Genomic DNA, 19,173 nt, shown 5'->3' with positions numbered 1-19,173 from the left:
TGCCGGTGGCGTACATAGCGCCACCGGCATTCGGGGATCAGACCGCCAAGCTGGCAGTCTGCTGCTCGCGTCCCTGTGTTCTGGATTTGGCTTTCGGTTTGGTCAGGCCGAGCTGTTCGGTGACAAGGCGTTTCAACGCCTCAAGACCACGTTCCCGATGGATGTCGTTAAAATCGGTCAGGCCCTTAGCCTTTTCTTCGTCACTCAGATCCGGACGCAGGATCTTCGCACCGGTCAGTGCAGATGCCCGTTCGGCTCCCTTGATCCCGGCATTGATCTGATTGGCATGATCATCATCGGCCGCAATCACCAGGGACCGGTCCGGGTGCCTTTTGTGAAGGGCTTCGGCCACAGGTGCGAGATTGCCGGAATCAAGCGCAACCACGACGGTCAGCCCACTGGCCATATGCAGACTTTGGCCGGTGGAGTAACCTTCGGTGACGATCATCGGGCCTTTGGGATCGCCCTCGATCATATGCATCAGGCCGCGTTTTTTGCCGTCCTTGAGATACATCTTGGTGCCATCGGGATGGATGGTCTGGATGTTCTCGATAAAGCCTTTCTCATTGGCCATCGGCATCAGAAGATTGCCCGATTGATCAATGCGCAGGTCTCCTGCAGGCACCTGTTTGTTTTGCAGGTAAGCATGATTGGCCGGAGCCGGTTCGGCGTTCTGGAAAATCCCGTAAGCGCGTTTGGCCACGGCGCGATATTGCACGCGGAGTTCCTGTTCCTGGGCTGCCTTGCGGGCTGCAGCTTCGGCTCTGGACTGTTCCAATTCTTTGGGATCGATCTTGGTTCCGGTCGCCACCCACTTGACCGGATCCTGCCCGGATTTGTAATTGGTGATGTTGCCTGCCGGAAGCCCTTCGAGGAACCCGCGATAGGAGCCACTTTTCTGGCCTTTGCGATCTCCTTCGACCGCTACCCGGTGCCATTTACCGTCCATGGTCGGTGGCCCATCGAGGATCAAGCCGTTTTCCTTCAGCGCCTCCGCAAATTCCTGCTCCGGACTGATCCTAGGCTCAGGGGTTTGGGCTTTGGTTTTCTGCCAGCGTTTGAAGGGCGCAAGCTCCATATTATCTCGTGCATACCAAGCCTTGGCCCGGCGATCCCATTTTGCGCCCAGCGCCTTGGCTTCATCCTTCTCACTAAACGGCACATTGAGATAGATGCGTTTGCGCTCGATGTTGGTGTCCTGGTTGGGAGCCTGTGACATCTCATCACTCATGGCATTTTCCTTCTGTTGTTCAACAGCCGGGTTTTGGGCGATGGTTTTGGCTTGTTCTTTGGCTTTCTCCGGGATCAAGCTTTGGCGCAGATCCGGCTCCATGATCCAGGTGCGGATGTTTTCTGCATCGCGCGCCGCAGTGAACAGCGCATTGCGGTCTTCCTTGATGGCTTTCATCCATGAACCGACATAGGCGGCGTGGCGTTCCGGATAGTGGCCAAGGCCAAGCTCGGTGGTCAGCATGTAGCTTGCGATCTCGGCCCGCAGTTCTTCCTTGGCGTAAACTTCCGAGCCAAACGGCCCGAACGCGCGGGCCATGCGTGATTGATGGCCGGTGGCATGGCCAAGTTCATGTAGGGCGGTGGCGTAATATTCGTATTGGCCTTTGAAGGCGGCCTGATGAGGCATGTGGATCTGATCTGTTGATGACCGATAAAACGCCCGGTCATTCTGATCATGGAAGATCGGCACATTGCCTTGCTTGAGGATCTGCTCGGCCCGTTCAACCGGGCTGAAGGTCGGCTCTGGTGCGATATAGGGTGCAAGGCCATCGATCTGTTCGGCATTAAAGACCACAGCATGAAACACCCGTGGCCGGTCCAACCGCACATCGCGGGTTTTCGCAACACCCTTTTCGTCAAGAACCGGTTTGCCAGTGTCATCGAGCACCTTCTCGCGCTCGGACCATTTCCAATATTCGATCATGGTGCCTTTTTCGCCCTTACGGACTTGCGCGTCCTGAGCTGTTGCTTGGCGGTAGGTCATCCAGCGCGGATCGGAGCGCCCGCGCATTTCAAGCCAAAGGGCATTGATGCCGCGATAGTCTTTGCCGGAAACCGGATTGAACGGGGCCATGCGGACTTTCCCCGGTTCCCATGGCTTTTGCCAGGGCGCGGTGCCTGCTTCGATATGGCCAAGCAGTTCTTCGACCACCTGATCACGATAGCTTTTCTTATCAGCCATGGTTCGAACCCTCCGCATCAGAAGTCGGGTCGATACCGTCAAAATGACTGTCGAACGCGTCATCGGCAGACAGGGCGTCTTCGGAGAATGCGCCCATGGCTTCGGCAATGTCCGGATCGACCGGCACAGGGCCAACCTGGCTTTCACTGTTGATCATCGAGGAGGCCAAGGTGAGATAGTCCTGGTCATCAAGACCGGCAGAAGTGGGGGTGTTAGTGTTGTTAGATGTGTTGGGTGACTTCATGATTTGGTTCCTTTGTGAGATGCAGAGGGCGTGGAAGAGAACGCCATTTGGGGTGGCGTCATTTTCGAACGACGAGACAGTTCGCGATCCAGGAAATAGAGCTTTTGACGGCCAAGGATGGGCGGCAGACCGGCGACAAAGATCAGCGCATCGCCGGGGACTGGTTTGCGGCCCTCGGTATCAATGATCTGCAGGCGCATGCATTCATCAGGGGTGAGAAGCGGGCGGGAGGTTTCGGCCAGATTGTCCGAGACAGACCCGAGGTCGCCCATTCGTCCAGAGCGTGACCTGCGTTTCTGAACGATGGTTGCCTTACCGGTCATGTCCGAGAGCAGCTTGGCGGTTTCGAGTTTGTTTGGCGTGAAGGCGACCCGGATCTTGCAGTTGGCCATGATCGATTCATCACGACCGTAATGCTTGAAGAGCTGTTCGGTGTTCTGGACGATGATCATCGCCTTGAGGCCATAGCCTGCCATGAAGGCGAGCGATTCCTCGAAGATCTCCAGCTTGCCGATGGAGGTGAACTCATCGAGCATCAAAAGCAGACGGTGCTTGTATCCGGCGAGCGTCTGGCCAGCCCCAAACGCCATGCGTTCCGTCAGACGACGCATAAAGAGATTGAGGATGATGCGCAGCAGGGGCCGCAAGCGATCCTTGTCTGCAGGTGAAACGACAAGGAACAATGCCATTGGCGCATCGCCATTCATCAGATCATGCAGGCGGAAGTCACTGGTCGCGGTATTGCGTGCGATGATCGGATCGGCAAAGACGGTCAGCTGCGTTTTGGCGGTTGAATGCACGCCAGAGCGTTCCTGCGGGGCCTTGATCATCATACTGTTGGCCCCGCGCCGAACTTCCTTGTTCACATGGGATTTGCCATGATCAAAGGACGCCATTTCGGCAAGAATATGCTCGAAATTATCGTCGCTTTCTTCCGCGTCGCCGTCGCCGGTAATGCCCGAGAGAAAGGTATTCACATCATCAAAACAGGCCGTACGGTGTTCATCACGCCGCACCCGATAGATGACATGAAGCAACACGACCGAAAGCCAGCCATAACCTTCCTGTCGCCAGTAATCCTTCATGCCCTGGCCATCGGGATCGATGATCATGGCTGCGATGTTCTGGCAGTCGGCGATGTCCTGTTCGGTATCAATGCGCACTTCGGCCAGCGGGTTGAAGCGGGCCGAGCCAGTGCTGGCGGAGGGCTCAAAGCGCAAGACCTTGTGCCCGATGCTGGCAAGCCAGCCGCCGGTCTTGGCAAAGTTCTCGCCCTTGATATCAAGACAAAGAATGCTTTCGCGCCAACTGAGCAGGGTGGGCAGGATCAGGCTCACGCCTTTGCCCGTGCGGGTTGGTGCCCAGACCAGAACATGCTCCGGCCCGTCATGGCGCAATTCGCGGATCCGGCCAAACCATGATGGCCAACCGCCAACAACCACGCCGTCTTTGCGAAACAGTCGTGCTTTCTTGAGGTCCTTGAGCTTTGCCCAGCGGGCGGAACCATGCAGTTCATCGCCCTTGCGGTTGCCTTTAAGCGTGCTGTTATTGGCCCGTGTGGCAAGTGCCAGAACACCAAACATGGAAAGCAATCCGGTGATGCCAATCCAAAGGGCCGGATACAGCATTTCATCGGGAAGGCCCGCCGAATGGGTGGCGGCCTCAAGCGACCATTGCCACCAGCGCAGATCAAGCGCGTCAAACCCGACGGCGAGTTGCCATTGCCAGAGAATGGCGGCGATCATTGCAATCAGGATGACCGGAAGTGTCAGACGGTAAAAAGCTGTCATGACAACACCTCCTTGCCGTCTTGAAGGACGTAACGATCATTTCTCGGTTCCCAGATCTCGGTGATGCGTCGCCAGCCATCGGTATTGCGTTTGATCTGAACGACGACATCGACCAGCTCGGCCAGAAACTCCGGCACACGCGGCATGGTTTCACCGGCCCAGGCGATGTTTTGATCAAACTTGCGGTGAATGGCCTGCCAGGGGCTTTCGGCATGGATGGTGCACATAAAGCCTGTGACCCCGGAATTGAGCGCAGCCAGTGCAGCAAAGGCGTTCTGGGTGCTGATCTCGCCAAACAGAATGTGGTCGGGCGTGATGCGCATCAGGTGATCATAGATCTCGCGCCAGCCAACCATACCGCTGCCCGTTCCGGCCTCACGCGCGGCAATCAGGCCATTGCCATCCCAGAACTGTTCGATATGCAGCTCTGGCGTATCCTCGATGGCCAGCACACGCCGGGCCGGATCGATGGTGGCGAGCAACATGTTGAGCAGGGTGGTTTTGCCGGTATTGGTTGCCCCGCTGATGATCATGTTGGCATCACCCGCGACCTTCTCGATCAGATAATCGCGGATGGCCGGTGTCACCCCGGCCTGTTCCCAGGTCGGGGTGAAAGGATGTTTGCAGCGGATCGCGAGGCTGAGGTGTGATCGCACCGATGCACCGACGAGGATCTCGCAACGATGATTGCCCGGCAAAACGCAGGAGAGTTTTGGATTGTCATCGGGATTGAACTTGAGACCACGCTGGTTGGCGAGGCTGATGGCGATCCGCTCTATGGCGGCCAGTGTAAGAGCAGGGTCTTCGATCTCGCGCTTGCCTTCCCCGCGCCGTTCAGTCACGACGCGGTGAGGGCGGTTCATGCGGATTTCGACGGTTGAGAGATCGCCGTAATAGGTGGCCAGAGGCCCAAGGATCTTTTCAAACAGCGGATTGGGGGAAAGGGCGTTCATTGCAGCCACCCCCAATTCCCAAGGCAGGCGGATTTCACGCCATTTGTGTGAGAAGGGTAAGACCAGCCAGAAGAGGGAAATCCGACGCGGACATAGCCTTGGAAACTTCCGTCGGCATCTGATCCGCCAGTGTAATATTTGGCTTTGACCGGGGAATAGGCATTGTACGTCGTGCAGGTGTTAGAGGCCGTGCCGATAACCTCACCATCTTCACGAATGGTCTTGCGTGTTCCGACTGAGCTTGTACTGGTGCAGTGATAAGCAGCGTCATAAACGTGCGCATAGTTTTCAAACACACCACATGGACCGCTGGATTTGTTCGAAGAAACCGGGTTTTCAAACCGTCCATGCGTTACAGCAGCCCACGTAAATTCATTGTAGCATTTGTTCCCAAGACTGAGCGGGTCGGCTTCACCAATGACGACTTTGTGCACCGAGCCGTCCGGGCGGTCATAGGATTGCACCAAGTCCCGAGCATCAAACCGGGTGCAGCCTTCATAAAAATGCTCGCCGTTTGTTGCAGGCGCTTCGCCTGAATAGACATAGACAGTCTGCGGTTCGCCCGGCAGAACTTCGCTGGTCTTGATGTTGAAGCGTCCCCTTGGGGTGCTTTCGATATAGACCGTAGTCAGGCGATAGGCGAACAACTGGTCATCATGGTTTTGCCAGCCGGTGGTCTCGACATGATGCGGGTAGGCAACCTCGCTATCCTGACATTCGGTGACATATTTCGGAATGCTATCTAGCAGGTAGTAAAACCGCTCGCGACCATAACTGGTGCCAGCCGCCAGATCATGGTTCCAGAGTGAAGGATTGTCACAGCCATCAATCGTCGATTGGATGGCAATATTGGTGCTGTCGGGTTTGCATTCGGTGATGAATTGCTCAACCCCGTTGACCACGATCTGTTTGCGGCTTTGGCGGGTGACTGTTCCTGCCGCCTGATTAATGATCGGTGCGCAGACTTCCTGACCGGCAGGGTTCTTGTAAACCGTTTCGTGGGGGTATTCGGTGCCATTATCCGAACAGGCATCGGCCTGCCAGGTGGTGCCGTTCAGCTCATAAATATGGCGACCGGTTTGATAGGATCGACCAGCGGCAAAATCATGCCGGATTGAGCAGCCATCGGCTACCGAGACAAGTGGAACCGCCGCAATTTCTTCGGACGGTTCGCAGCTTCTGACCTGGACTTCATTGTTGCTCGCATTGACATAGACAAGGGATGCCTGTGGGACAGCCATCATCTCGTTATAATCAAGATAGACCGAGCAGGCCGAGGTCTTCTCTGTGATGTCAAAGACGTTGTCTTCATCCTTCAGGCAATCCGTGACTTCCTGACGGTTGCCGCCGCCATCGGTGTAAAAAAGCAGATACTGTGCGGTTGCCTGACGTGTTTCCATGTCGATGGTATCGCCGCAAACTGAATAGCTGCGGTCCAGCGGATAGCGATCTGCACCATCTTCGCAGGCCCCTGCGCTTACATTGCCGTCTTCGGTGGTTTCAACCCGGCTTTGCTGGACAGCAACAAGCTGTGCCAGATCCACCCGGATGTTGCAGCCTTCGGTCGTGACACGCACCGTCGGTGTGCTGGTATCTTCGTCCACATCAAGGGCTGATGGTGTCGAATAACCGGCAGCATCGGCATTCTTGGAAGCATTCGATCCGACAGTGTTTGAGGCACCGGTATCAGCTTCAGCGCTTTCGGTTTCCTTTTCTTCCTTGTCGTCCTCTTCCTCGACATCATTCAAGCGCTGCAGAGCGGCAAGCAGCGTTTCCTGATCACCCTCGATGGTGACAGTAGACGCCGGATCAAGCTCGGGGCTGTCCATATTGAACTGGGCGACAAAATCGTTTGAATCGAGTGGTTCCGATTTGCCGTCTTTTTCAACACCGGTCAGAACCAGTTGCGCGATAAGGCTGTCTTCGTAATTGACATAGCGGGCATATGCCTTGGCCGTTACGCCCTCGGTCAGTTTGGGCGGCGCACCGGGCACATCGACCAGACCGAGATCAATCGCCATCGGTTCGTTTTCCGAGACGGCGGTGCGGGTTTTGGTGCGGGTGACGATATTGACCTTGCGCACCATTTCCTCGATGCCGGGCTCGGCCTGAGAGGATGTTGTTTCTTGCTGTGCCAACTGAGCCAGTGCTGGGGAAACCAGACAGGATGACAGGAGCAAACACCAAAGCGTTCGTTTGTTCATGCTTCTACTCCACATTTGCAATGTACCAGTCCGTTGCCGGACGGATCTGAAGGCGGGTGCCTTGCGGGATGGTGATGATGGGTTGCAGTGAAAGCGTCTCTTCAAGGACGCTGGCGCTGATCTCGCCAAAGCGGGTCGAGAGTTCTTCGGCTGCTTTTTCAGCCGCCGCAGTTGCGACTTCGCCGTCGCTTTCTTCGGATTTTGTTGAGGCCGCGGCATAGCGCACAGCCGTCGAAATGCCGGTCAGCATGAAGGCGGTGCCATAGCGTTCCCAGAAACGGCGGTCCACTTCGCCAGCAGCCCCTTGGCGGCCTTGAATGTCTCCGATGGGGGAGGCGAGCTGGCGGATTTCGGCACGGTGTCCGGCAATCAGGATCCGTTCACAGGCAATCGACAGGCGCGAGCTGCCCATGTCCTTGGGTGGATCATAATTGCAGATCAGTCGGGACCCTTTGGGGATCAGAACATTGCGCCCGTGATAGCCATAAACATCACGCGCCGACTGGACGATGACGGTTCCAGTTGCATCACTGCCAACCTGACTGTTAATCCCGGTTTCAAGGATCACGGTGATATAGCGGTCCGCCGTAATGATCCGGCTGTTATCGACCGGAAGCGTGGACGTCCGGCGCGGACCTTCATAATCGGCTTTCTCGTTATCACTGACCGGCAGATCGAGCGGATCAAGTGCAGAAGGGGTTGCCATACCAGGCAGGACAGCATGGCCCGAAGCCTCGGCCATGTCAGCAGACTGCCAGGCTGGAGAACCCCAGTCTGACGACAAGGAAACGCGATGTTGCCAGGCAGCCTCCAATGCCATGCGATAGGGATCCGGCGCGGGCGGTTCAGGAACAGGTTCAGGTTGCGGCAGAGGCTCGGGAGCCGGGGCTGGCTCTGGTTCCGGTTTGGCTTCCTTGATGATGATCGGCGGCATAGTTGGGGCAGGGGCAGCTGGTGCTGGTGGTGGCGGGGCTGGAAGGGCCCAGACTGATGGATCATCAGCTGGAAGGGTTGGCGGTTCATTGACGACCGGTTCGGCACATACACCCCCAAAGGTCAGGCCCAGCACCAGTGCAACATCACAAAATGCACTCATGCGCCTTCCCCGGTATATTCAATACAGAGGAAGCTCTTGCCGCTTTTGAGCGTGATCAGCGGACGGGTGCTTTCGATGATGTAGGTCTCACCCTGCACACGGGTATTGACCAGCTCATCTATGCCATCGACCACCACATAGGCAGTCGGCAGTTCGATATCCTTCCAGCGCTTGCCAAAGCGGATATAGGTGAAGTGGTCATCCCGAAATACTGTCTCCGGGCGCAGTGTTTCATCGCCCCAGAGATCATACTCACCCCACCCATGCAGGGCGTTCGGGTCAAACGGGGATTGCGCGACAAAGTCGCCTTCAGGCGTGCCCGGATTGGAGTCACTCAGTCCGGCAATCGCAGTATCGATAGCGGCAAACTTGTTGCCAAGCCCTGGAACAGACATCGCCGGAAGGCTGGCTTTACCGTTGTCGTCAAAGCCAGCAACCGCCGGATCGCTTTCGATTTGAACGGATCCTTCAATCCGCACGATCAGATCGGGCACATTGACCGAGTTGAAGCTCTCGGCCCTTAGATAAAACGGATAAACAGCACCTGATTTGCCATAGACGACAAGTGAGGTGTCATAACCGTATCCGCTGGGGCGCACCGCCAAACGACGTTCACCGCGTGGTTTGACAGAAAACCCGCCATCATCCCCCAGATCGACAGCTTCGATGATCTCACCGCGCGGCAGTTCAAGCACAGTGACCATGAACTCGCGGGTGCGGATCTTGTAAGTGCAATCATTACACAGATCGGTCGCATAAACCGCGTCACTCGGGTCTGCATCATCCCAGACATCCTGAACCTGGCCGCTGGTACGCGGACGGCTCATTGCGTTGAAGTAGCCCTCATTCTGATCGCGGGCCTGATCGACCACGCTCTCGGGCACCGGCATGGTTGGTGCGGATTGTTGCGGGGTGATTTGCGCACCAGAAAACGGTTGTTGCGATTGCCCCGGCATAGGTGGGCGTGCGGCGGTCTGCGCATTGGCCTGCTTATAGCCAAGAATGAGGACCGCCAGAATGAGGCTGCCAAAGACGAGATGGAAAACAAGATTGGTCAGGCGTTTCATGACGCGCCTCTTTCTCTAAGCACCATGTCGAGCACGGTGACGCCAAAAGGATTGGTGTATTTGTCAGCTTCGGAGACGTTTTGCGGACGGGTGGCCAGCGTCAGGTAGGCGCGCAAGTTTTTGCGCGAGATCTCTTTGCCGCGACGGTGGTCGATCTGGATGAAATCGACCGCGTATTTATGGTCTGACGACAAGGTGGCGATGGGATCGATGGAGACGATCCGCACTTCGCGCTCGATGCCTTTTTCAAGAGCTTCGGTGATCAGGCCGCTATCGATCCGCTCGCGTTTGAAGCGTTCCCAGAAGCTGGCATCAGAAAGTCTTGATGCTTCGCGCTGGCGTTCTTGCTGTGTGACCGGATCAATCTCGTTGGTGATGAGAACAAAACGTTTGGCCTGGGCTTCAAGAAAGACTTCAAAGCCTTCGACCTTCTTGCTGACAGGTTCGACAACGTAGGTGCGATCATCGGGGCCATAGGTCCGGACCAGGGCAATCTCGGTTTCCTTGAGCGGTACGAGATGCGCAACGGTTTGCACCAGAACGACCACACCTGCACCAAGCACAATGTTGGTTCCGGCAGACAGGCGCAGCATCCAGGCGAGCCTGCGATGGCTGGCCTGAAAGCTGAACGGATCTGCAGCAACTGTGGCTTTGTGCGTTGAGGTGGTTTTGATCATCGACTTGCGCCCGTTATCGCGTTTGCCGATACGCCCTAGCCAAGCCATGAGAAGCCCTCGCCATTGAACTCAACCGGATTGCAGACGCACGGGCTGAGTTTCATTTCATCGGTTCCGGTTCCGTCTTTGGGGATCTCGCGGTCCTTTGAAACGGAGACACAGCCGGAGAGGAAAACGACGAGGCAAAGAATTGGGACGAAATGTTTGGGGATCAGGCGCATGGCTGCGATCCTTTCTGATTGGTAGCGGTTTTGGGGGAAGAGGCACCAAGCCCGAATGCAAGTCGGGCAAGGGCAAGGACGAATGAAAGCGCGATCCAGATATGAACGGCACTGCGCATCAGCCCGGCGAGCTGGGCGGCATCAACTTCGCGAAGTGCCATGACGAAGACGATCAGGCTTTCGGGCGAAAACATGCCGGTCAGAACCATTAGCCAGAGCGCAACGAGCGGAAAAATTACGAAGGTCAGAGTGACATCACGCAGGAATTTCTTGAGCCGGTTCATGGCTTGCCTCCCCGATCAAAGGTCGGTGTCTTGAGGCGTTCCATGACGGCATTCTTGGCGGCAACGAGACTATCTTTGGCAGCCCCTGCCGCTCCAACCGGATTGCGGGCGGCTCCCGCACCCAGCAGAGCAGCATCAAGTGCGGCTGAGGCTCCACCCGGTGCGTATTTCTTGGCAGCATTGACAAGGGAAAGACCGGTTGCGGTCATGCCAGCGGTAATGACGGCTGCGGCCTGATTGGTGAGTTGGGATCCGGCAATCGAGTTGGCCATGCCGGTTGCCTCGGCCATAAAGGCTGTACCCATCCAGCCAAGAACAATCGCAACCCATAGGCCCGGATTGTCGATTGATGTGATCTCGCGAACATTCTCGGTATTCTGGATATCAAGCGATGCTGCACCATAGAGACACAGTGCGAGTGCAAGCGTTGAGCCGAACAGCACCATAAAAGCGGCAAAGACAGTTCGAACCCCGGTGATTGCCATGCCGCGTCCCCAACCAAACCCGACGGCAAGCATCAGGATTGGAGAGAGGGCCGAGAACATCATCACGCGGAAGATGCTGACAACAACCTGGCTGAAATAAACAATGATCAGGATGATGTAGGGCAGGGCAAGCAGGACGCCGTAGACCCCGGCCATCAGATTGCCGAGCGAGATCGATGCCCATATCTCAAAGGCGATGCGAAGTACGCTCATCAAGCCTTGTTCGGCGACATAGACCAACTGAGCCATGCCACCAAGAGACGTGGCTTCACTCGGTATCGTCGCGGCTGTAATGCCACCTTCCATACCGGCAGACAGAACGACGCCAGCAGCACTACCCATCGTTGATAAAGCCATCTGATAGATGGAATTTACGAGAGTGGGCCCTTGCCCGCCGAGCAGCAGACCAGCTATAATGATGAACGCGAATTCATGAGCGAATCCAATTAGATCGCCCTTTCCCATGATCATCTTGCCGCCATGAATGACGATCCATAGACCAACGACGGAGAGATAGATGAACCACATGGGTTCGAGGAGCACAGTGCTCAGGTTCTGGGTGAAACTGTTTGCCAAATCGACATATTCCGTCACCACATCACACGTCAGGCAGGTGATGTCGTCGTCATTCATCGCCGTATTCCTTTTGGTTTTTGGGGGAGCCGCTAACGCGCAGATTTATTCCCAGAAGTCCGACTACTTGGATTGGGATTACGCGGTGTCTCTTTGGACGAACTACACTCGTGCAGATGCTGTCTCCGAGTGGGACCGCGTCATGCCGGTGTATGAAGCGAACAAAGAACTTGTCGTTGGATCGCGAGAGGAAGTTCTGCGGAGGCTGGCGAAGCATCCGGAAGGCGATCTCATACAGCGCGGATATGATCTCCATCGGGTGTATGAGGTTTGGAAGCACGTCTACCGAGCTGTCACTAACAAGGACAAAGCATTTGCCTGGAACGAATGGAAACAGGCCGGATCTTGTTGGACGATGGAGCAGCGAAACGTCTTCACGCATTCGTGCCGCGATCTTCCCGATTGGCGTACCAAGAATGATGTGAAACGCGACAACACGTTTTTGGCAGGAAACTAAGCCGATCATTCTGCCGCCTCCGCATCTTCGCGCTGCTGGGGCGGCAGGTATTGCAGCAACATGGTCGACTGGATCTTGACCAGCTGCGCCATGAGTTGCTGTTGTTGAACCTGCTGGCGGTTTGACATCGCCATCCATTTGGCAATTGCCATCAGAAGGCGCTTCATATCCGCCGCACCATTGGTGCCAGCTTCGAGCTCTTCGATTGCCTGCTGAATTTCTTCTGCGCTTTGAACGGTCAGATCGCTCTGGGCCAAGCCGGTTGTAACGGCATCTTTGGCCAATTCTTCACGTCTGGCTTCGACCATGGCGCGGGCTTGCTGCTGGGCCTGCCATTTGGCTTTGTTGACCGGGTGATCCGGATTGGACCAGACACCGCTGCCGGAACCTGAGCCATTGTTGCTGCCAGCAAACTCGCTGCCTTCCGGGAAAGTCCAGGTCGAAGGATCGTTCGGATCAAACCAAAGCGACTTGCGATAGATGCTGCGACCCTCGCAGATGCTAAAGAAGTCGAGATCATCGAGATTCATGCCCGGCATCAGGCCAGAGAGATCCGGCGTCAGACATTGAATGTCGCGCATGATCCGGTTGGTGAGCTTCTGCATGTTTAGCACTGGCAGGGTGATCTGCCCCATGGCCCCGATGGCATCAATCGTGCCCTGGGCTTGAGCGCTCAGTTTGGTCAGCCATTCAGTATGCTGTTTGAGCTGATCAATCTGCTTTTGCATCTTGCTGAGCTGTTCACCCAACTTCGCAATGGCAGACACATCGATCACCGGATAGGTCGCATAGGCAATGGCCGGCGTCGCCAGAACAATCCCGAACGCAAGAGCGACAGAACGAAGACGCCTGTTCATGATCGACCTCCTGCCAGAAGAAGGACAAGCATGACGATCAGGACGACACTGGTAGCAAGTGGCCAATACATCATCGCAATCAGGCCGACAGCACCAACGAGGCTGGTTACAGCCATCATTAAAAGGGATTGTTTGATCATGTCCGGGTGATCGCAGTTGCTCACAGATGGCTTGGCCATGCGTCCCCCCATTTGCGTTGAATGGTGGCCAGATCGTTATTGGCATCCGGCCCGGAACGGTAGAACCGCGCAGCATCGCCAAGCGGTGTCAGATCGACATCGAGAATGGCGCTTTCCTCAAAGCCGCTGGCCTCGTCGCGCTTGATGATCAGCACCCGTCGATCATTCTTCTTGCGTGATCGCGTGCGGCCCTGGACAAACAACCTTTGCTCTTCATTGAGATTGAATGGCTTGAGGCTTTCTTCCGTGACCTTGGAGTTCGGGAAGAAGATCATTGTGGCGGTGTTTTCGATGATGGCTTCAGCGGCACCGGTTTTGCCCAAGCCTGCCGGATCCTGAAACGCCATGCCAACCGCACCGCCAAGCTTGCGATACTCGCGATACATCTCGGCTCCGAGATCTCGGAAGCCGGGGTTGGAAAGCAGCTTGGCTGCCTCATCAATGAAGATGACAAAGCCACCATTGCGCCCGGCAACAGATTTACTGATGGCCTCCGAGATATGACCAACCACCGGCCCGCCTAGAGCCGGATCAGCCAGCGCCTCATTCATGTTGATGCCAACCATGTGCGATTGGTTCAGAAGGCCGCCGAGGCTGTCATGCGGGGCGTTGAAGATGTGGCTACGAAGACCTGTATTGCCCTTGTCGTCAGTCACCCACTGGGCGAAGGCACGCCGAAGGGCTGAGCGACGGGCAAAGGCAAAGGGATAGATCGCATTGAGCGTGCGATGTGGTGGCTCAATCTGAAACGCCAAATCAACGGCATGATTAAGCGCATCGATGTCGCCGTCTTCGAGATCAATCCCGGCCAGCGATTTGAGGATCGCATAAACACGTTCACGGTTTTTTGGGGTGTCTTCCCCGACATCCAACGGGTTGAGCGATAATCCATCATAGGCTTGATAAAGACCGCCCATGGCTTCGACCATGAAGCGCGTGCCTTCCTTGGAATCAAAGATGTAGGACCGCACATTCTCAAACTTGGCAAGGCCACCCATCAGATGCATGATCAGGGTGGATTTACCGACCCCGGAGGGTGCAAAGACCAGAAAGTTGCCAAGCGAGAACGGCTTGTTGACCACCTGAAACTGGAATGCATAGGACTGGCCGGTTGGCGTTTTAAACCAGCGCACGGGTGCCGGGCCGAACTGGCTGGCCAACATGCCGGTTGCCGAATGCGGCAAAGCCCAAAGGGCAGCGATGTTCTGATCGCGCAGATCCAGCGGGGCCATGAACTGACTGCCAGGCAATCTGATCTTGCGTTTGGAAACGACAGGCAAGCGGTTAAACCAGCAGACAGGTGCCCCCTTGGTTTGCACGGCATAGCCGATCCGTTTGTTGCCAAGGATCTCTGTGATCTCGCGGATCAGTGCTGTGAGTTTTTCCTCGGTTTCTGCGCGCGGAATGATCTGAAACTGCGTGGCAAAGAGGGCTGTTTTGCCTTCGGCCAGAAGATCTAAAAGCGTTGAGACTTCTGCTGCTGCTGCAGGATTACCGAACCATGAATTAGACTCACCAGCCATACGGCGTTTATTGACCAGCATTGCCTGGTCACTGCCCCATGGATCACAGATCTGGCAAATCTCGATATCGCCCTGCAGGGCGAGGATCTCGCCGATCAGATGGCCGGAGACTGTTTCCGGCCAGAGTGTGACGGTAATGACCTTTTGGAATTGTCGGGCCGGAACATGTGTGGTGATGTTGCCGGTCACCTTGTCGCAATGAAGGTCAGATGCGGGAAGGTTTGCAGACAAGTTGTGACTGGTTGCCGGAAGGTCACGGCGATAATCGCCGCTGACCAATCCGTTGAGAAACCCGGTCAGCAGACAGGGTTGATCGTCGTTAGAACGGGCAAGCAACTCCGGGCGGTATTCCGACAGAATGGCCGGGATTTTCTCTTCGGCATCCAGCAGGGGCTGCATGGTCTGAGCCGTTGCCATCAGATACCAGTCGATGAAGTAGCTTGATTTATATTGTCTTGCTTCTGCGGTGCCGATCTCATCAAGCACGCTATTGGGCCACTTTGCATGAGCGGCAATCTCGCGCTGGCGTTTGACTGAGAACAACCGAACAGTGACGGACCGTTTGCCAAGCTCTTGCAAAAGAGATTGGCGACCAAGCAACAAGGTTTGTTGCTCGCTCTCGATACGGGCGTCATAGCTGGTCCCTTGCAGGTGCCAGATACGCGACAGCGACCCGTCTTTGCCACGCACGGTGACACCATCGACCGGATCAATCCCGTCGAGCTCCAGCTCTTCCTGCAGCCAGTCTTGCTCAATATCCCCAAGCAAAAGGCGACGACCCGCCGGAACGACCAGGCCGCCCGCCATACCGGTCACAAGACCAGTGGTGATTACATCGGCCCAAATCATTTGCGACCTCCCGTGGTCAGGAGGCGCTCACCCTTACGGCTGCCCCAAAACATTGGGGTCACCAGCAGATCGCGGTCATAGTTCGGATTGATCCGCTGATGTTTGACGAGATAGATCCATGCGCCGACAAAGCCCACGATCCCGCCTGGAATAACCAGGGCAGGAAAATCGAACACGACGGGCAGGACAAAACCCAGAACGCCAACGAGACCGGCAACAAGCAAAAGCGAGATCGGTAGACCGATCAGCGTCATCTGGCGCTGGACCTGAATGAGAACAGCACTGGCGGCTTTCATTTGAGAACCCCCAGAAGACCCGAAGCAATGGCCGGTCCTGCAGTGACCAGGATGCCACCAATCACCATCATGATGCCGCGTTGTGGATCGAGCCTGCCTGTGAAGGCTCCCCAACCACCATAGACGACCAAACCAAGACCAAGCGCGATGGCGAAGATCTTGCCAAAGCCTTCGGCCAGAAGTTCGAGGAAGGAGACAACCGGATCCCACCAGTTGCCACCTGTAGTGTCTTGCGCAAAAGCGGGTTCGGTCATGGCCAATGTGGCAAGGCCAGCGATGACAGCGATTTTGAGAAGGTTGCGTTTATCCATGTTCTGTTTTCCTTGTCGTCAAATCGTCAAAACGGTGAGGACGCCCAGCGTGAAGACGACGGCGACCAGATTGAGAGCGGTGAGGATGGAGATCAGCTTGACCATCTTGCGAAAGCGGTCCTGCGCCATATCAGCAAGGCGGGCGGCTTCCTGCATGGCAGACAGACGTTCCCGCACGGCATCAGTCAGGGCTTCATTCTTGAAGTCCTCGATGGCGGCAGTGACTTCGTTGGTGAAGGTTTCTGCCTGTGCCTGGATGATCCCGGACAGGGTGCGGTTATGCTGATCGATCAGGCGGCGATGCTCGTCGAGCACGACCTTGTGGATGGTGTAGATCATGAGCACCGGGTCACCGTCCTCGACGGTGACCTGATGAACTTTCCACAAATGGGTGCGCAGCTCTTCGATGCTGTCCATGGTCAGGGGCGGCGGAGGAGCCTCATCAAGAACGCTGGCCATTACAGCACCGCCTGTTCCATGGAGGCCCCAATGCTACGCCAGGTCATCATCAGGCGCTGGCGCGACATCAAGGGGAAGTCTGCGTGGCTGCCTGCTTCATCGAAGGTCAGGCGGGCACGCATCATCTGTTCAATGTCATGGCCAAAGGTTTCTTTGCGAACCTCGGGTAAACGGACCAGCGCGTGAATGCGGTTCTTGTTTTTCTTGTAAAGTCCGGAATGCTCGAAGCTCTCGACTTCGCCAGATGCGTTCTTGCGTTCGATCCGCCCGAAATATTCATTGAGCCAGACGACGACCGGAATATCGGGAACGCTCTGCAAGACCTGATGCAGCCCTTGCATGGTATCATTAAGCGCCTGGCCACCTGTCAGGATCGTATGAAGCCGGACTTCATGACCGGCATCGGCCAGCATTTGCAGGGCCTGTGCTTCAACCATATAGCCAAGCAGCGGCAGGAAGGTGCTGGCCCCGTTATCGATCACCACAACCCCGTCTTCCGGGCCGATCATGATCTGTTCGATCAGGGCATCGAAATAGCGCGGGTTGATCTCGTCAGGACGTTCGCCCAGGCGAATGGTTTCGACGGGGAATGCCTTGTATCCGGCAAAGGTCTGGTTGACCGGATCGGTATCATAGCAATGAAGCGGGGTGTCGCGTTTGAGGTAATGCTGCGCGAGAAGGCTTGCGACAAACGACTTGCCGACCCCGCCCTTGCCCTGAAGGGTAAGATTAATCAACGCCATCGGCGATAACTCCATCTGAAATAATAATTTTGATGCCCAGCACAGTGGCGAGGCGGAACATGTGGGCTGCTGACAGATCCGTCCTGCCAGCCTCAAAGTCTCGATAGGTGCGTTCGCACACGCCGATACATTCACCTGCACCAGCTTGGGTGAGGTGTTTGCTCTCGCGGGCTTGCCGCAGGCGGGTGTGAAGAGTGAGGTAATCTGATTTCCAGGAGTTCACGGAGTTTCCTCCGTGTTGTCCGAGGACCCTTCCCACAAGCGATCAAGCTCTTCTTGCTCTTCGGCCTTGAGGCTTGGGAGCAAATTGCTTGTGGCTGGCTTCGACTTCTCAGTGAGGTAGTTCTGGATTGGTTTGCTGGTGCGCCCAGTGGATTGCGCAGAGGTATTGCGTGTGGACTTCGAGGCTTCAGTACGCAGTCGTTTAACGCGGTCATAGAATGACCTGCGAGACATTGTGATACGTCCCGATGCGCTCAGTTCTTCGTAGATTGTTCTGACCAGAATGCCTTGCTCAAGCTTGCCGAGAATTTCATCTCGCAAAGCAAGGATTTCGATCTTCGCCTGACCCCATTCGGCTGGCATTGTAGGACCCCCATCATGCCGTTAACGACTTGACAAGGATCGGAAATGTATGGTCTCAATTCTCTACCGAGTGCACCAAAATCTGATGTTTCTCGGGGAAAAGAATTGGGCAAACAGGTATGCCCCCGCAACCACTTCTGTTATAATTCGCTCCTGTGCGAGATATAACAATGCTCTAGATCAAAACACCCTGCTCGGTGAAAGTCGAACGGGGTGTTTTTATTGTTACACCGTGCCTACGAGGCACCGATAACGCATGAGCTCCTTGACCAAGATCTGTCAATGCAGTTCGTGGAAGCATGTAGTCCCACCTTGATGAGTGTCTTGAGCCTCGCCTTCTTTGCTCCCAATTCGCTAAATCGCGGCGAGAATGGTGGATCATCCTTTTTGCTCCGAGGCGTGTCTTTGATATCTGTCATGAAATAATTTCATGCCTCTCTGCCTTTTGGGATGGAAATAGCGGACAGTCAAAGATGTTTCTGGATTTTACCTGAACTTACGTGTTATATGTCTACTTATTCGGTAGAGATATAGTGTAAGAAGATGCTGTCGCAGAAAACAAAATACGCTGTGAAGGCGATGATTGCTTTGGCTGATATTGGTGTTGGCGAGGCCATGCAAATCGCCGAGCTTGCGCAGCAGGAAGCGATTCCCAAAAAGTTTCTTGAACAGATTCTGCTTGATCTCAAGCATCATGGATTGATCAACAGTCGGCGTGGCAAGCATGGCGGCTATACGTTGATCAAAAATCCGGAAGAGATCTCTATTGGCCGAATTGTCAGATTGATCGAAGGGCCTATCGCGCCGTTGTCGTGCCTGAGCAAGATGGCTTATCAACCCTGCGAAGATTGCAAAGACGAAGCAACGTGTCGCGTGCGGCGTGTTTTTGCGGAATCATATCAGGCAACGATTGCCATTCTTGAGAGGACGACGTTGCAAGATGCCCTTGGAGGGCAATCGGGTCAGAGAACACCCATCGTCGCCTGATTTCATATTCACACTGTGTGATTGTTAATACGTAATTTCCACAGTTTGCGAATTTTATTGTTGATTAACTCTACCGGTT

Annotated in this window: 21 protein-coding genes; 2 read left to right on the top strand and 19 right to left on the bottom strand. The window is 55.5% G+C overall.

What is annotated here, in order from left to right; all coding sequences use genetic code 11:
• Nucleotides 1-37 precede the first annotated feature (37 nt).
• From ABIE64_RS21535 to ABIE64_RS21490, 10 genes are all read right to left on the bottom strand, one after another.
• Nucleotides 38-2,194 carry a zincin-like metallopeptidase domain-containing protein gene (locus ABIE64_RS21535; protein WP_068518346.1) on the bottom strand — a complete coding sequence of 719 codons (2,157 nt, stop codon included), beginning with the start codon at nt 2,192-2,194 and terminating at the stop codon, nt 38-40.
• Nucleotides 2,187-2,438, bottom strand: coding sequence for a hypothetical protein (locus tag ABIE64_RS21530; RefSeq protein ID WP_007092377.1), 252 nt, complete (start codon nt 2,436-2,438; stop codon nt 2,187-2,189). The genes ABIE64_RS21535 and ABIE64_RS21530 overlap by 8 nt, the downstream gene beginning before the upstream one ends.
• Nucleotides 2,435-4,228, bottom strand: coding sequence for a type IV secretory system conjugative DNA transfer family protein (locus tag ABIE64_RS21525; protein WP_068518347.1), 1,794 nt, complete (start codon nt 4,226-4,228; stop codon nt 2,435-2,437). Before ABIE64_RS21525 ends, ABIE64_RS21530 begins: the two co-directional genes overlap by 4 nt.
• On the bottom strand, nt 4,225-5,181 hold the full coding sequence (locus tag ABIE64_RS21520) for an ATPase, T2SS/T4P/T4SS family (RefSeq protein WP_068518348.1): 957 nt from the start codon (nt 5,179-5,181) through the stop codon (nt 4,225-4,227). The genes ABIE64_RS21525 and ABIE64_RS21520 overlap by 4 nt, the downstream gene beginning before the upstream one ends.
• Nucleotides 5,178-7,385: a hypothetical protein gene (locus ABIE64_RS21515; protein WP_068518349.1), complete on the bottom strand. Its 2,208-nt coding sequence runs from the start codon at nt 7,383-7,385 to the stop codon at nt 5,178-5,180. Before ABIE64_RS21515 ends, ABIE64_RS21520 begins: the two co-directional genes overlap by 4 nt.
• 4 nt (nt 7,386-7,389) lie before the next feature.
• Complete coding sequence (locus tag ABIE64_RS21510) at nt 7,390-8,481, bottom strand: TraB/TrbI/VirB10 family type IV secretion system protein (RefSeq protein WP_040059934.1); 1,092 nt, start codon at nt 8,479-8,481, stop codon at nt 7,390-7,392.
• Nucleotides 8,478-9,548, bottom strand: a complete 1,071-nt coding sequence (locus tag ABIE64_RS21505) for a TrbG/VirB9 family P-type conjugative transfer protein (protein ID WP_007092540.1) — start codon at nt 9,546-9,548, stop codon at nt 8,478-8,480. The genes ABIE64_RS21510 and ABIE64_RS21505 overlap by 4 nt, the downstream gene beginning before the upstream one ends.
• Nucleotides 9,545-10,225: a VirB8 family type IV secretion system protein gene (locus ABIE64_RS21500; RefSeq protein WP_233421773.1), complete on the bottom strand. Its 681-nt coding sequence runs from the start codon at nt 10,223-10,225 to the stop codon at nt 9,545-9,547. Before ABIE64_RS21500 ends, ABIE64_RS21505 begins: the two co-directional genes overlap by 4 nt.
• Nucleotides 10,226-10,436: 211 nt before the next feature.
• A complete protein-coding gene (locus ABIE64_RS21495) occupies nt 10,437-10,730 on the bottom strand; it encodes a hypothetical protein (protein ID WP_007092543.1) in 294 nt (97 codons plus the stop codon).
• Nucleotides 10,727-11,848: a hypothetical protein gene (locus ABIE64_RS21490; protein ID WP_068518350.1), complete on the bottom strand. Its 1,122-nt coding sequence runs from the start codon at nt 11,846-11,848 to the stop codon at nt 10,727-10,729. The genes ABIE64_RS21495 and ABIE64_RS21490 overlap by 4 nt, the downstream gene beginning before the upstream one ends.
• Here ABIE64_RS21490 and ABIE64_RS21485 point away from each other — a divergent pair.
• Nucleotides 11,832-12,305, top strand: coding sequence for a hypothetical protein (locus ABIE64_RS21485; protein WP_068518351.1), 474 nt, complete (start codon nt 11,832-11,834; stop codon nt 12,303-12,305). The genes ABIE64_RS21490 and ABIE64_RS21485 overlap by 17 nt on opposite strands.
• Nucleotides 12,306-12,310: 5 nt before the next feature.
• Here ABIE64_RS21485 and ABIE64_RS21480 read toward each other — a convergent pair whose 3' ends face one another.
• The 9 genes from ABIE64_RS21480 to ABIE64_RS21440 are packed head-to-tail and all read right to left on the bottom strand — an operon-like array spanning nt 12,311 to nt 18,107.
• On the bottom strand, nt 12,311-13,162 hold the full coding sequence (locus ABIE64_RS21480; RefSeq protein ID WP_007092547.1) for a hypothetical protein: 852 nt from the start codon (nt 13,160-13,162) through the stop codon (nt 12,311-12,313).
• Complete coding sequence (locus tag ABIE64_RS21475; RefSeq protein WP_068518481.1) at nt 13,159-13,341, bottom strand: hypothetical protein; 183 nt, start codon at nt 13,339-13,341, stop codon at nt 13,159-13,161. Before ABIE64_RS21475 ends, ABIE64_RS21480 begins: the two co-directional genes overlap by 4 nt.
• Entirely contained in the window at nt 13,323-15,713 is a 2,391-nt protein-coding gene (locus tag ABIE64_RS21470) for a VirB4 family type IV secretion system protein (protein WP_210520839.1), read from the bottom strand. The genes ABIE64_RS21475 and ABIE64_RS21470 overlap by 19 nt, the downstream gene beginning before the upstream one ends.
• On the bottom strand, nt 15,710-16,009 hold the full coding sequence (locus ABIE64_RS21465; RefSeq protein WP_068518715.1) for a hypothetical protein: 300 nt from the start codon (nt 16,007-16,009) through the stop codon (nt 15,710-15,712). The genes ABIE64_RS21470 and ABIE64_RS21465 overlap by 4 nt, the downstream gene beginning before the upstream one ends.
• Nucleotides 16,006-16,320 (bottom strand): TrbC/VirB2 family protein, encoded by a 315-nt coding sequence (locus ABIE64_RS21460; protein WP_068518714.1) that lies wholly within the window; start codon nt 16,318-16,320, stop codon nt 16,006-16,008. Before ABIE64_RS21460 ends, ABIE64_RS21465 begins: the two co-directional genes overlap by 4 nt.
• Nucleotides 16,321-16,338: 18 nt before the next feature.
• The gene (gene traM, locus ABIE64_RS21455; RefSeq protein ID WP_068518713.1) at nt 16,339-16,779 is read right to left on the bottom strand and encodes a conjugal transfer transcriptional regulator TraM; all 441 of its coding nucleotides are present in this window, start codon (nt 16,777-16,779) and stop codon (nt 16,339-16,341) included.
• The gene (locus tag ABIE64_RS21450; protein WP_068518712.1) at nt 16,779-17,522 is read right to left on the bottom strand and encodes a P-loop NTPase family protein; all 744 of its coding nucleotides are present in this window, start codon (nt 17,520-17,522) and stop codon (nt 16,779-16,781) included. Before ABIE64_RS21450 ends, traM begins: the two co-directional genes overlap by 1 nt.
• Nucleotides 17,509-17,745 carry a helix-turn-helix transcriptional regulator gene (locus ABIE64_RS21445; protein ID WP_068518711.1) on the bottom strand — a complete coding sequence of 79 codons (237 nt, stop codon included), beginning with the start codon at nt 17,743-17,745 and terminating at the stop codon, nt 17,509-17,511. Before ABIE64_RS21445 ends, ABIE64_RS21450 begins: the two co-directional genes overlap by 14 nt.
• Complete coding sequence (locus ABIE64_RS21440) at nt 17,742-18,107, bottom strand: hypothetical protein (protein ID WP_068518710.1); 366 nt, start codon at nt 18,105-18,107, stop codon at nt 17,742-17,744. The genes ABIE64_RS21445 and ABIE64_RS21440 overlap by 4 nt, the downstream gene beginning before the upstream one ends.
• 543 nt (nt 18,108-18,650) lie before the next feature.
• Between ABIE64_RS21440 and ABIE64_RS21435 the strand changes: the two genes are divergently transcribed.
• Nucleotides 18,651-19,094 carry an RrF2 family transcriptional regulator gene (locus ABIE64_RS21435; RefSeq protein ID WP_354378563.1) on the top strand — a complete coding sequence of 148 codons (444 nt, stop codon included), beginning with the start codon at nt 18,651-18,653 and terminating at the stop codon, nt 19,092-19,094.
• Nucleotides 19,095-19,173 lie beyond the last annotated feature (79 nt).

The sequence above is a fragment of the Thalassospira sp. MBR-102 genome, from assembly GCF_040549275.1.
Taxonomy (GTDB): domain Bacteria; phylum Pseudomonadota; class Alphaproteobacteria; order Rhodospirillales; family Thalassospiraceae; genus Thalassospira; species Thalassospira xiamenensis.
Note: the sequence above shows the minus strand (reverse complement) of the source record. Positions and strands in the feature narration are given on the sequence as shown.